Here is a 13,165-nt window from a genome sequence, read left to right as displayed (position 1 = left end):
TCTCCAGGGATTCGGCAGTCACGACCACCGCCACTGCCGAATCTCCGGGAGGTCCTCGAAATACTCTCGTATGTAGGCGTCGTGGCGTGTGAGTTGGTCCTGGCAGTGCTGCCGCAGTCGCTCGGTTCCGGCGGGCGCGTTCTGCGCTCGGTCGAGTGCTGCGAGCGCGAGGTGGTAGCGGCTGATCTTGTTGAGCACCACCATGTCGAACGGTGTTGTCGTAGTGCCCTGTTCGATGAATCCGCGAACGTGGAATCGCTGGGCGGCCGGTCGGCCGTGCACCAATTGGTGTACCGCACGGGGATAACCGTGGAACGCAAAGACCACATCGACCGATGCGGTGAACAGATCCACGAACTGCTCGTCGGAGAATCCGTGCGGATGATCGACGACGGGGAGTAGCGCCATCAGATCGATGACGTTGACGACGCGAACCCTGAGTTCGGGAGTCCACGTACGCAACAACTCTGCGGCAGCGAGGGTTTCCTCGGTCGGTACGTCGCCGGCGCACGCCAGCACGATCTGGGGATCCTCCTCGGTATCGACCTCCTCGGTGCCGGCCCAGTCCCAACGGGACGCACCCGCCGCAGCATGCGCGCGTGCCTCGGGAAGCGTCAGGTACTGCGGGTGACTCTGCTTGTCCACCACCAGAACGTTGACGTGACCTCGACTGCGGAAGCAATGATCGGCAACGGCGAGCAGGGTATTGGAGTCCGGTGGCAGCCACACGCGCACCACATCCGGTGCCAGCGGGATCACGGCGTCGATCAGTCCGGGACCCTGATGGCTGAACCCGTTGTGATCGTTGCGCCAACACGTGCTCGTGAGCAGCACATTGAGCGATGCCACCGGTGCCCGCCATGCGAGTGTGGCCGCGTGCTGAAGCCACTTGGTGTGCTGGATCAGCATCGACACGCTCACCATCGCGAAAGCCTCGTAGCTCGCGAACAGACCGTGTCGACCCGACAGGAGATACGCCTCCAGCCAGCCCTCGCACAGATGCTCGCTGAGCACCTCCATCACGCGGCCGTCGGGGCCGAGGTTGTCGTCGAACTCGGTGGTCGGCAGCTGCCAGCATCTGTCGGTGGCCTCGAACACGGCCTGCAGGCGGTTGCTCGCAGTTTCGTCGGGGCAGAACAGACGGAAGTTGCCGCCGCCGTGGGGCTGGGCGTTGTCGAGGTAGATATCGCGCATCATCTCCCCGAGTGCGGTCGTCGTCTCGTGCGACGTGCGACCCGGGGATTCGACTATGAGCGCGTAGTTCTCGAGATCGCGAATAACCAAGGGCTGCAGAAGCAGTCCGCCGTTGGCGTGCGGAGTGGCACCGAGCCGTTCGTCGCCGGACGGAGCCAGCTCGCGAACGTCCGCCACCGGGGCACCCTCGTCGTCGAACAGCGATCTCGGGTCGTAGGAGAGCAGCCACTTCTCGAGCAGAGCCAGATGCGCGGGGTTCTCGCGGACACCGGAGAGCGGAACCTGATGCGCCCAGTGAGTGCCCTCGATGAGCTTGCCGTCCACCTCGTGGGGTCCGGTCCAGCCCTTGGGAGTACGTAGAACGATGGCGGGCCATTCGATGTCGTGGTGTGGTTCGCCGTTGCGGGCGGCGTGCTGGATTCGCTCGATTGCATCGTGGGCGCGGGTGAGGGCTCTTTCGAGAGCCGGGAACACTTCTCGTGGGTCATCGCCTTCGACGAACAGTGGTGCCCACCCCTGACCGCTCAGGTAGTCCGCTATCGATTGGTCGGTGCTGCGTCCGAGAACCGTCGGTCCGGAAATCTTTCCGTCGTTCAGATGGAGGATGGGCAACACGGCCCCGTCGCGAATCGGATTGAGAAATGCCGGGATCTTCCACGAACCGGACAGGGGGCCGGTTTCGGCCTCACCGTCCCCGACGACACAGGCGACGATCAGATCGGGATTGTCGAACGCTGCACCGGCGGCGTGGACGAGGGCGTACCCCAGCTCGCCGCCCTCGTGAATGCTGCCGGGCGTCTGGACGCTGACGTGGCTCGGAATGCCGCCAGGAGTGGAGAATTGACGACACAGCCGCTGGACGCCGTCGTTGTCGAGCGAGATGTCCGGGTAGATCTCGCTGTAGGTCCCTTCGAGGTAGGTGTTCGCCACCAATGCTGGGCCGCCGTGACCAGGACCGGTGACATACAGCCAGTCCGAGTGGGTTCGCCGAATCACCCGGTTGAGGAGGGTGTAGATCATCGACAGTCCGGGGCTGGTGCCCCAATGGCCGAGCAAGCGGGGTTTGATGTGCTCTACCGTCAGTGGCCGACGCAACAGCACGTTGTCCTGCAGATAGATCTGCGCCACCGTCAGATAGTTCGCCGCAGCCCAATAACGCAGGTCGGCGTCCAGTTCTTCCGAGTTGTAGGAGGACTCGATCGACTCCACGCTCATCGATCGGTGGGAACGACGACGACGGGAACATCGACCGAATGCAGCACCGCACGCGAGGTGGACCCGAGAAGCATCGACGCGAATCCACCTCGACCACGGCTTCCCACCACCACCAGTTGGGCGGTCTCGGACTCACGGACCATCGCCCGAACCGGCCTGTCCTGGAACACCACTCGACGAATGGATACGTCGGGGTAGTCCTCGGACCACCCGGCCAAACTCTCGGCCAACGACGTCTTCTCCGCGAGTTCGGAATCGACCCACGGACCCACGCCGTCGCGGGTCAACACACTGCCGAGCTCGAGGTCGCTCCAGGCGTGCACCGCGACGAGGTCGACACCTCGCAGTGACGCTTCCTTCAGAGCGAAGCCGATGGCGGGTTGACTGTTGGGGGTGCAATCCACCCCGACGACGACCGGACCGTCGCTGGACTTGTTGGATTTGATCACTGCGACAGGGCATTTCGCATGCGTTGCAACTGCGGTACTGACCGACCCGATCAGCCCACCGGTGAACTCGCCGAGACCCCTCGACCCGACGACGATCATGGCGGGCGCGACGTCGAAATGCGTCAGGTTCTTTGCAGCAGAGCCGTGTTCGAGACGAGTGTCCAGAATCAGCGAATTGCCTGCTGCGGCCTTGTGCGCAACATCGACCGCGGCGGTCAGCACCCGCTTGGCCTCGACGTCCGGGTCGGTGAATGCGCCCATCCGGAGGCTGATGGCGTCACCGTAGGTTCCCGGCGCGAACAGCGAGGACGTGACCAGCTCGAGTGGGGCGTGGCGTCGGACAGCCTCGCGCGTTGCCCAGCGGACCGCGTCGAGTGATGTGGCAGACCCGTCGACTCCGACGACTACTCGGCTCGATGCATTCATGGTGAATTCCCGTCCATTGACTTACGTGTGCAGATACATCTCGAGCATGGTCCGCATCGAACGGTGGCCGACAGAGGCGGAAGTCCTTCGGTCGGGGACGGAGGTCACCGCCACCTACCCCTAGGGGGTATCTCTTGCTATCGTCGGTGACATGCACTCAGTGATCCGATGCAGTCGCCCGGGCTTCGCCTCGGCGACCGGATTGCTGATCGCACTGACGATTTTCGGCGTGCTGCTGATGCACTCGGTGACACCGACCGCGTCGGCGAGCAACGAACACGCTGCCATGGCGTCGGTGACCCATCACGAGGGTCCGGTGCAGGTGGCGGCCGAACGCGACTGCCCGTCGGCACACCAGATGATGCATCCGTGCGCGGGAACCACGGTGTCGTGGGCTGCGCTGTCGGTCCCGTCGACGGGCGTCGATGGCGTCCACCCGTTCATGTCGGAGGACGGTATCGGTGGGCGCACCGACTCCATCTCGGAGCGTGCGCCGCCGTGGACCCTCTGGGAACTGGACAGATCGGTGACCTTGCGAGTGTGACAGGAAGACCGGTGGACGCACGACCACCGGCGGATCGCTGTACCCAGATCCCTGTATTTCGCTCTTGTTCAAGGAGATTCACATGCGTACAACTCTCGTCGCTTCGCTGGCTGCCGCCACCGTGAGCGTATTCCTCGTCGCCGGCTGCAGCAACGACGGCTCCGACATGCCGATGGACGGCCATTCGATGGGCTCACCGAACTCGTCGGCGTCATCGACCCAGGCCGACGCGTCGGCAGATTTCAACGATGCGGACGTGATGTTCGCTCGGATGATGTACCCGCATCATGCGCAGGCGGTCGAGATGGCGGCAATGGTCGAGGGCCGCACCGACAATTCGGACGTCGTGGCGTTGGCGTCGGCGATCGCAGCCGCGCAGCCACCGGAAATGGACCGGATGACCGCCTGGCTCGCCGAATGGGGTCAGCCCGCGCCTTCGTCCGACATGGGTGAGATGGGCGGAATGAACCACAGCTCGGGCATGGGCATGATGACCCAGCGGGACATGGATGCGTTGGCTGCGGCCTCCGGTGCCGAGTTCGACCGCCAGTGGCTGACGATGATGATCGAGCACCACGAGGGCGCGATCGACATGGCGAACAACGAGATCGCGGACGGCTCGAACCCCGACGCGCAGGAGATGGCGCGCACGATCGCGGCCACACAGCAGGAGGAAATCGAGACCATGGAGGCGTTGCTCGGCTGATCCGGATCGAAGTGAAGTGCCGCACCCCTGACCGGGGTGCGGCACTCGAGTAGGCTGCAACATCGGAGAGTTCCTCTCCTCAGGTCGGTCCGAGGGAGAACGTTCGTATGGCACGTCCACGGGTTTTGGTCATCGGCGGAGGATTCGGCGGGCTGCACGCGGCTCGACGCCTACGCGGTGAGGACGTCGACGTCACCGTGCTCGAACGCGGCACCTCCCACGTCTTTCAGCCGCTGCTCTATCAGTGCGCTACCGGTCTGGTATCCGAGGGCTCGATCGCCAGTCCGCTGCGTCACCTGCTGCGCAAGCAGAAGAACGTGCATGTGGCACTGGGCGAAGCGACCTCGGTGACCCCTCCTGCGGACGGCTCGGCGGGCGACGGCGGAGTGGTGACGGCGAGCCGATTCGACGGCTCGACGTTCGAGCTGCCCTACGACTACCTGGTCGTCGCCGTCGGAATGCAGCAGGCCTATCACGGCCACGACGAATACGTGCAGTGGGCACCGGGGATGAAGACCCTCGATGATGCCCTCGCGATCAGGCGAAAGCTGATCTCCGCCTTCGAGATGGCCGAATCCCTGCCCACCGCCGACGAACGCCGACCCTGGCTCACGTTCGCCGTCGCCGGGGGAGGCCCGACCGGAGTCGAATTGGCAGGGCAGATAAGAGAACTCGCCACCAGGGCGTTGGCAAAGGAGTTCGACGCGATCCATCCGTCGGAAGCGCGAGTGCTGCTCTTCCACGGTGGCGACCGCGTACTCGAATCGTTTCCCGACTCCCTGACGAAGAAGGCGCAGCGCACCCTCGACGCGGTCGGCGTGGAAACCCATCTCGGAGTTCACGTCACCGACGTCACCGCAACCGACGTCGAGGTGACGGCCAAGGCCGAACCCAAGACTGTCACTCGCTACGACACCCACACCGTGCTGTGGACCGCAGGCGTCGAAGCCGTTCCGTTCGTTGCGAAGCTCGCCGACGCGATGGGCGTCGAACAGGACCGATCCGGGCGTATCGCCGTGCAACCGGATCTCTCGATCCCGGGACACCGCAACGTCTTCGTCGTCGGAGACATCATGTCGCTGAACAAGCTTGCGGGAGTAGCCGAAGTGGCGATGCAGGGCGGCCGCGCGGCGGGCGCGGCGATCGCAGCGGACCTGTCCGGTTCTGCGCGTTCGGATTTCAAATACCGGGATCTCGGCACCGCGGCGTACATTGCGCGCGGACATGCACTGGTGCAGGCCGGGCCGCTACGCATGTCCGGATTCCTCGGCTGGGTCTCGTGGGGCGTCATCCACATCGCCTTCCTGGCCGGCAACCGCAATCGCGTCGGGACGCTGATCAACTGGGCCGCAACCCTCGCCACCGGAACCCGACGCGAACGGGCCATCACCTACGGCGATCCGGAAACCGCGCGTAAGCCGTACAACTGACCTGAGTGTCCACTATTTGGTCCCTCGCACGGAATTCCGCTGTCGAGGGCGAATTGTGGGCGCTGAGGTCAGTTCGCGTTGGTGCCGAATCCGGTCAGGTGCGGATCAGCCGACGTCGGGGATGAAGGCGGGGACCTCTAAGTTGAAGACATGATCGTGGATCGCTACGGGCCAGTCGTGGCAACGGTATGCGGCGGATTCGTGGCCGGATACTCGATTCGCGAATCGCTCGGCCAGGATTTGTTCCACATCGAGTCCTCGGGCAAGTGGTACGGGGCATTCGTCACCGCGCAATGGGCAGGCTCGCTGGCCGTCCTGGCCGCGATACTCGTGCTCGCGCTGGTTCATCGCCGACGCCCCCGGGTGTCGGCTGCCGGAGCAACCGTTTTCGGCGTGCTGTTGATGGCGCTGCCGTCGTTCGTACCGATTGCGTCCAATCAAGCTGTGACGACCAACGCCCTCGGTGCCGGCGTTCTGGTCGGCGTGTGCGGATTCGTCGCCGGTGGACGCAGACTTCCGTCTGCCGGCATCGCAGTAGGGCTGCTGGGCTCGATGCTGTTCTACAACGCGATCTCGCCACTACGCGGACCGCGCGAGGGACGGTGGATGGATGGTTTGGGACCGCAGCACGTCGAATCGACCGTCCCTCTACTCCTCCTTCTCGCAACCACCGTCGTGCTGCTCGTGGCCGTCCGGCGCTCATCCGTCGGCCGATTCGAATCCTCCGACGCGGCGGCCGCTCTCGTGCTGGGATTCGTCTGTCTGACGGCCTATACCTACCTCGGCAATACGACGTCGACGGTGACCATGTGGATGTTCGCCGTCGCGATCGTGGTTCTCCTTACCTACGCCGTCGCTTTCGACCTCGGTGGCCGCGACGGCCGATACCTGATGCTGGGGTTGGCGATAGCGGCATCGGGCGTCAATGCACTCGGGTGGTCCGACGCGTCGTGGTGGGTACTCGTCGTGGCCGCTGTGTTGTTCGTCGGTGCGGTGGGAGTAGGCCTGCGACGCGATCTCACCACGGCCGCGCTCGTGGTGCTGGCCGTGGTGACGGCCACCGGTCTGCTTCCGATCGGCGACAGTTCGGTCAATGTCGTTGGAACCGTTGCCTATTGCACCCTGTATCCCGTCGCCATCGGCCTGGCCGTCGGGTCGATGCAACCCAGCCGCACGGTGGCGTCGGCCATCGGTCCGCTGATTCCGTTCGCGCTGACGCTGTTCTGGGTCTCGGCTCCGGTGCCGCCGCGGCTGTTCGGTTGGACGGACGGGACGCCCGAGGACTATGTGCGGCCGGTCGTCTGGTTGTATTCGCCGCTGCCCGTGGGTGTGGTGGTCGCGGTGATCGTCGTAGTGGGTTGCCTCGTCGCCATTCGGCACCATGACCGCGAGCATCACGATCGCGTCTCGGATTCGTCCGGTCCATAACGCTCGGCACGTTTGCTCGAGGTAACGTCACCTCATCTTCGGCCGATGTAGAAACTCGACCGGTGTAACTCGACGAAAAGGTGAAACAGCGTGCCACGATCTCGACGACACGGCTTCCGGCGAATCGGTTCGGCTACGGCCGTCGCCCTCGCAGTGGCGATTCTCCCGACCGCGCTGATGACGCCCGTCGCGTCCGCAGACGAACTGCCTGCGGCCACGACGCAGTCGAGCAACGGATCGCGCATCGAGTCGGTGAACACGCTCGACAACAAGCAGGTTCAGCTCCAGGTGTTCTCCGCGTCGATGAACCGCACCATTCCCGTGACGGTGCAGCGGCCTGCCGACGAGAGCGTGTCGCGTCCGGTGTTGTACCTGCTCAACGGTGCAGGCGGCGGCGAGGATTCGGCGTCGTGGCAGTCGCAGACCGACGCCGAGGCATTCTTCGCCGACAAGAACGCGTACATCGTGACTCCGCAGAAGGGCAAGTGGTCCTACTATACCGACTGGCTGCAGGACGATCCGAAGCTCGGCAGCAACAAGTGGAGCACCTTCCTCGGTGAAGAACTGCCCCCGTTGATCGACGCTCAGTTCGACACCAACGGCCGCCAGTCGCTCGCGGCGCTGTCCATGACGGGCACCTCGGTCCTCAACATCGCGATCAAGTACCCGGGTAAGTTCACCGGCGTCGCGGCGTACAGCGGCTGTGCGCAGACCTCCGACCCCATCGGTCAGCAGTTCGTCAAGCTCGTCGTCGAGACCTACGGTGGCGGCAACGTCGAGAACATGTGGGGACCGCTCGACGGCCCGGTGTGGCGCGAGAACGATCCTCTGCTCAACGCCGAGAAGCTCCGCGGCACGCAGATCTACATGAGCACCGGTAGCGGCCTGCCCGGCGCACCGAACGACACCTTCGCCAACCCTCGCCTGGACAACGACCCGGCCACGCTCGCCAACCAGGTCATCGTCGGCGGCGGCATCGAGGTGGCCACCAACTTCTGCACCTCGAACCTGGCCAAGCGCCTCGACCAGCTCGGCATTCCGGCCACCGTCGACTTCCGCCCGGTCGGCAACCACTCGTGGGGCTACTGGCAGGACGACCTGCACAAGTCCTGGCCGTTCCTGGCGGGATCGCTCGGCCTCTGATTCTCGTAGCACCGAACAACGGCCACCTGCACCTCGTGTGCGGGTGGCCGTTTCTCGTTGCGTGGACGGGTATGACTGCGCGTGAATCGAACGTATGATCGAACGATGGCACGGCGCGCGCACCCTCGACCGGCGTCTGCCGTGCGCCCCTTCAAGCTGCTCCGACCGCCGCTGAAGGTATGGATCGACCTCAACATCCTGTACCCACTGCCACCGCACCATGCGTCGAAGTTCAATCCCGAGGGATTCGATGTGCGACGCGTGGTGCCCGGAGATCTGGTCGAATGGTCCATCACCGTGGACGGGGATTGGCTGGGCCGTGTCACCTACGAGTTGATGTCACGAGATCGCAGCGAAACTGTCACGCACTGGGTGCCCAGTCGGGCGCTGAAGCCGCTCTAGATACGCGAAAGCCCCGCCTCGGTCGAGGCGAGGCTGTCTGCACGATTACCTTCAGAAGCTGTGCTTGCGGGCCTTCTTGGCGAGCTTGCGAGTGGTGCGCTTCGACGGGACGAACAGGTGCGCGGCGCTGCGGCGACGGTTGCGTCGACGGATCAGGACGAACGCGACGGCTCCGGCTGCGGCTGCGATAGCTGCGATGACCGGTGTGCCTACCTTCGCGGCCTGGGCAACGTCGTCGCTGTCGATGTTGCGAACCGTGTTCTTCACGTCGTCGGCGACGGCGGAGGCCTTGTCGGCTGCCTTGTCGGCGACCTGAGAGGCCTTCTCCTTCACCTCGTCGGCATCGACGCTCTTGACCTGGTCCTTGACGGTGTTCTTGACATCCTCGGCAACGTCGGCGGCCTTGTCGGCAACGTCGGCGGCGGCATGCTTTGCTTCCTTGGCGGCACCGGACGCGGAGTCGGCGACGCTCTCTGCGGCGTCGGAGACCTTGTCGGCGGCCTGGTGAGTGTTGGCCTTGGCCTGATCGGTGGCACCCTCGGCGCGAAGGCTGTCGTCACCGGTGGCCTCGCCTGCCTTCTCCTTCGCAGTCCCGGCCAGTTCCTCTGCCTTGTGCTGAGCCTTGTCGATGAAGTCGGCCATCGGTGCGTACCTCTTTCGTGTAGGTCGTCTCCGGACATCCGGAGCTGGGGGCGTCGCGGACGACGCCGATAAGTATGAGTCGAATCAACTGCTCCGAAACATACGTCCGACCGGAGTGCGATGGGTCACTATCGACGACGGGCCAGTCGGGCCGGGCCGACCGTCACGGCTGCGGTGTCTATCGATGCCATCGGGAGCGCGTCGAACGAGGGCGGGTCGATCGGTATGCGCCTGCGAGTGAGCGTCGGTCGAAATCGAGACCCGAGCCGTTGGCGGTGAGAAGGGCCAGTGCCAGCGCGGCGACGGCTGTGACCACCAGCGGAGTCATCGGAGCCCGATTCGGGCCGTCGTCGGAGTGAGGGCAAGGGGTCGTGTGCGCTTCATGGATATCCTTCTGTAGTTCGTATTCCTGAGCCTGGCATTGACATCGCCATTGGTCAATGGCACATTATTTGATGTAGGTCGCGGTGTCGTGACTCGAGTGCGGAACCGCGATGGCGTGCGGCAAGACAGTGAGGGATGACGTGACGGCAAATCCAAGTCGATGGCCCGAGGTCGACAGTTCGATCGATGACAACTTTCAGGACGTTCTCATCATCGGTGCCGGCATATCGGGCGTCGGAGCGGCATATCGCCTGCAGCAGATGGCACCGGAGCTCAGCTACGCAATCCTCGAAGGCCGCGAGCGAGCCGGGGGTACCTGGGATCTGTTCCGATACCCCGGCATTCGGTCGGACAGCGATATCTTCACGTTCGCGTTCCCGCACACGCCGTGGCGAGGGGACACTCTGCTGGCTCATGGCGAAGACATCCGCAACTACATCGTCGATACCGCCTGTGCGAACGGAATCGACGAGCACACGCATTTCTCGACCATGGTCACGGCGGCGAATTGGGACTCCTCGACGGACCTGTGGACGGTCGACGCCCTGACGAACGGTGTACCCACCACCTACCGCAGCCGATTCGTGTTCCTGTGCACCGGCTACTTCGACTATTCGGGTGGGTACACCCCCGACTTCCCCGGGGTGGAGAAGTTCACGGGACAGGTGGTGCACCCGCAGCAGTGGCCCGAGGATCTCGACCACTCCGGCAAGCGGGTCGTCGTGATCGGGAGCGGCGCAACCGCGATCACATTGGTGCCGACGCTTGCGGCCGACGCCGCGTCGGTGACGATGCTGCAGCGTTCACCGACCTATATCGCATCACTACCGATGACCGATCCGTTCACCACGCTCACTCAGCGTGTACTGCCGGACTCCCTGGCGCACAGTGCACTGCGGTGGCGCAATGCACTGTTGATGGTCGGCTCGTATCAGTTGTGTCGACGCGCGCCGAAGACGGCCCGCAGGGTGTTCCGTGCGATGACGAAGGCGCAGCTCCCGCGTGGATACGACGTCGACAAGCACTTCGAGCCGACGTATGCCCCGTGGGACCAGCGGCTGTGCGTCGTGCCCGACGGCGATCTCTTCAAGGCCATTCGCAGCGGTCGAGCGACTGTGGTGACCGACCGGATAGCCGAGATCACCGCGGACGGGATCAGGTTGGAATCGGGCGACGAGATTCCGGCCGACATCATCGTCACCGCAACGGGATTGAACCTGCAGGCGTTCGGCGGTATCGAGCTCTCGCTGGACGGTGAGCGGCTCGAAGTGCACGACAAGTTCGTCTACAAGGGCCACATGCTCGAGGACGTACCCAACGTTGCCTGGTCCATCGGGTACACGAATGCATCGTGGACGCTCAAGGCCGACATGACGGCGCAGGCAGTAGCAAAGCTGTTGGTGTACATGCGCTCTCACGGCTACACCCATGCGATCCCGGACCGGCGGGGCAAGGCCGTGGACTCTCGTCCGGTCGTCGATCTGGCCGCCGGATACGTCACGCGTTCCCTGAACGAGTTGCCCAAATCGGGGACCGAACGCCCGTGGTCGGTGCGCCAGAACTACATTCTGGACAGAATCGACGCACGGTTCGACGATCTGACGGAATCGATGACGTTCGGCCGTGCGGCGCACTCGAGGGTGGCTGGAACGGCGAACGTGTACCGCATTCATCCGAGAAAGATTGGTATGCAGTGACTTCGGACATCGATGGCCAGACCCTCGCGCACACGATCCGGGGTGAGGGTCCTACATTGGTGCTCATTCACGGCATCGTCCATCGGCAACATGCGTGGGACAGCGTCGTCGAGACATTGGCACGGCATCGACGAGTGGTGACGGTGGACCTGCCCGGCCACGGCGCGTCACCGGACTTGCCCACGGAGGAATTCGATCTGGGGCCGTGGATCGTGGCCGAGCTCGAGCGCTTCCTTCAGTACGTGGCGGTGGACGGCGAGAAGCCGCACGTGGCAGGTAATTCGTTGGGAGGATACTTCGCAATGGAACTCGCCGCCCGCGGGTCGGTCGCCTCGGCGACCGCGCTCTCGCCGGCCGGCTTCTTCCGCGGCCACTGGGATCAGACAAGAGCGCTGCTGGTGTTTCGTTTGCTGCGGGCCTTGTCGCGAGTCATCGCCCCGATTGCCCCCACCGTCATGCGTTCGGTCGTCGGACGCACGATCGCCAACGGTGTGTTCTACGCCAAGCCGTGGCGAGTTCCCGCGGCAACGGCGACGATCGACGCACTCAGCATCACCACCAACCGAGCGATCGATGCGGCCGGTAATGCAGTGCCGCGCTTCAGTATTCCGGTCGACGAGACCGTTCCCGTCACCGTCGCGTGGGGCCGTCGTGACTTGGTTCTGCCGGTCTATCAGGCACCGCTCGTGCGTCGAACCTTTCCGCAGGCCGACGTGACGACGTACCCGGGGCTCGGGCACGTGCCGATGTCGGACGATCCCGAGCTGGTGGCGTCGATTCTGCTGAGGGGATCACGAGCGGTACCGCAGTCGGCATGAGCGCGGTGGTCAAGGTGGACGGGCGAAGCGACCGGTGGCGCGATCACAGAATCACCCGGCGACGTGAACTGCTCGATCGAACGCTGACAGCGATTCGTGAGCACGGACACGACGTGGGTATGGATGCCATCGCGGCAGCGAACGGCGTCTCGAAAACCGTTCTGTACAAACACTTCGCGGACAAAAAGGGTCTCGCCGACGCTGCGATGGCTCGATACGTCGAGACTGCACTGGTGCCGCGGATCCAGGACGCGATCTCCGAGGACCACGACGAGTACCACCTCACCCGTGCGGTGATCAGTGCCTACGTCACGACGGTGGCCACCGATCCCGATATCTACATCTATGTCCACGCCAACAGCGCAGTCAGCGGCAATCAGGACATCATCACTGCGGCGGAGGATCTGATCGCAGACCTGCTGGCGACGGTCATCGCCGACAGATTTCGAGAGCGCGAGTTCTCCACAGCCGGCTCGATGCCCATCGCTTTCGCCATGATCGGTGCGGTCCGGTTGGCATCACACTGGTGGATCTTCGATCGAACCATGACGGCCGACGAACTCGTCGACTACCTCACCATGATGGTCTGGGGCGGAATCGCGGGCATAGCGCGCGCTGCGGGATCGGCCGCGACCTTCACGTCGCAGCCTCACCCGTTGACGCTAGGGGACTGAGCGTCCTCCTCCC

The 13,165-nt window shown here is 64.2% G+C and carries 12 protein-coding genes; 9 read left to right on the top strand and 3 right to left on the bottom strand.

Features of this window, described 5'->3' with window-relative positions:
• Positions 1–18: 18 nt before the first annotated feature.
• Positions 19–2,409 carry a phosphoketolase gene (locus tag MTX34_RS07855; RefSeq protein ID WP_243609007.1) on the bottom strand — a complete coding sequence of 797 codons (2,391 nt, stop codon included), beginning with the start codon at positions 2,407–2,409 and terminating at the stop codon, positions 19–21.
• Positions 2,406–3,284 (bottom strand): universal stress protein, encoded by an 879-nt coding sequence (locus MTX34_RS07850; RefSeq protein WP_243609006.1) that lies wholly within the window; start codon positions 3,282–3,284, stop codon positions 2,406–2,408. The genes MTX34_RS07855 and MTX34_RS07850 overlap by 4 nt, the downstream gene beginning before the upstream one ends.
• Before the next feature lie 151 nt (positions 3,285–3,435).
• Between MTX34_RS07850 and MTX34_RS07845 the strand changes: the two genes are divergently transcribed.
• The 6 genes from MTX34_RS07845 to MTX34_RS07820 all read left to right on the top strand — a co-directional run bounded on the left by MTX34_RS07845 (position 3,436) and on the right by MTX34_RS07820 (position 8,937).
• Complete coding sequence (locus tag MTX34_RS07845; RefSeq protein WP_243609005.1) at positions 3,436–3,828, top strand: DUF6153 family protein; 393 nt, start codon at positions 3,436–3,438, stop codon at positions 3,826–3,828.
• An 82-nt stretch (positions 3,829–3,910) separates the two neighbouring features.
• Entirely contained in the window at positions 3,911–4,534 is a 624-nt protein-coding gene (locus MTX34_RS07840) for a DUF305 domain-containing protein (protein ID WP_243609004.1), read from the top strand.
• Positions 4,535–4,641: 107 nt separating this feature from the next.
• Positions 4,642–5,964 (top strand): NAD(P)/FAD-dependent oxidoreductase, encoded by a 1,323-nt coding sequence (locus tag MTX34_RS07835; RefSeq protein WP_243596757.1) that lies wholly within the window; start codon positions 4,642–4,644, stop codon positions 5,962–5,964.
• Between the two features lie 150 nt (positions 5,965–6,114).
• A complete protein-coding gene (locus MTX34_RS07830; protein ID WP_243609003.1) occupies positions 6,115–7,392 on the top strand; it encodes a hypothetical protein in 1,278 nt (425 codons plus the stop codon).
• A gap of 177 nt (positions 7,393–7,569) precedes the next feature.
• On the top strand, positions 7,570–8,535 hold the full coding sequence (locus MTX34_RS07825; RefSeq protein WP_279393043.1) for an alpha/beta hydrolase family protein: 966 nt from the start codon (positions 7,570–7,572) through the stop codon (positions 8,533–8,535).
• A gap of 105 nt (positions 8,536–8,640) precedes the next feature.
• Entirely contained in the window at positions 8,641–8,937 is a 297-nt protein-coding gene (locus MTX34_RS07820) for a hypothetical protein (protein WP_243596754.1), read from the top strand.
• 51 nt (positions 8,938–8,988) lie between these two features.
• Here the strand turns inward: MTX34_RS07820 and MTX34_RS25955 are convergent, their stop codons facing one another.
• Positions 8,989–9,579, bottom strand: a complete 591-nt coding sequence (locus MTX34_RS25955; RefSeq protein WP_308198152.1) for a CsbD family protein — start codon at positions 9,577–9,579, stop codon at positions 8,989–8,991.
• Between the two features lie 524 nt (positions 9,580–10,103).
• On the opposite strand from MTX34_RS25955, the gene MTX34_RS07810 reads away from it, so the two are divergent.
• The 3 genes from MTX34_RS07810 to MTX34_RS07800 are packed head-to-tail and all read left to right on the top strand — an operon-like array spanning position 10,104 to position 13,152.
• A complete protein-coding gene (locus tag MTX34_RS07810; protein ID WP_243609001.1) occupies positions 10,104–11,660 on the top strand; it encodes an NAD(P)/FAD-dependent oxidoreductase in 1,557 nt (518 codons plus the stop codon).
• Positions 11,657–12,478, top strand: coding sequence for an alpha/beta fold hydrolase (locus MTX34_RS07805; protein ID WP_243609000.1), 822 nt, complete (start codon positions 11,657–11,659; stop codon positions 12,476–12,478). Before MTX34_RS07810 ends, MTX34_RS07805 begins: the two co-directional genes overlap by 4 nt.
• The gene (locus MTX34_RS07800) at positions 12,475–13,152 is read left to right on the top strand and encodes a TetR/AcrR family transcriptional regulator (RefSeq protein ID WP_243608999.1); all 678 of its coding nucleotides are present in this window, start codon (positions 12,475–12,477) and stop codon (positions 13,150–13,152) included. The genes MTX34_RS07805 and MTX34_RS07800 overlap by 4 nt, the downstream gene beginning before the upstream one ends.
• Positions 13,153–13,165 lie beyond the last annotated feature (13 nt).

This window comes from Rhodococcus sp. ARC_M5 (genome assembly GCF_022810405.1).
GTDB lineage: Bacteria > Actinomycetota > Actinomycetes > Mycobacteriales > Mycobacteriaceae > Rhodococcoides > Rhodococcoides navarretei.
The sequence above is the reverse complement of the archived record's forward strand: the minus strand, read 5'-3'. Positions and strand labels throughout refer to the sequence as shown.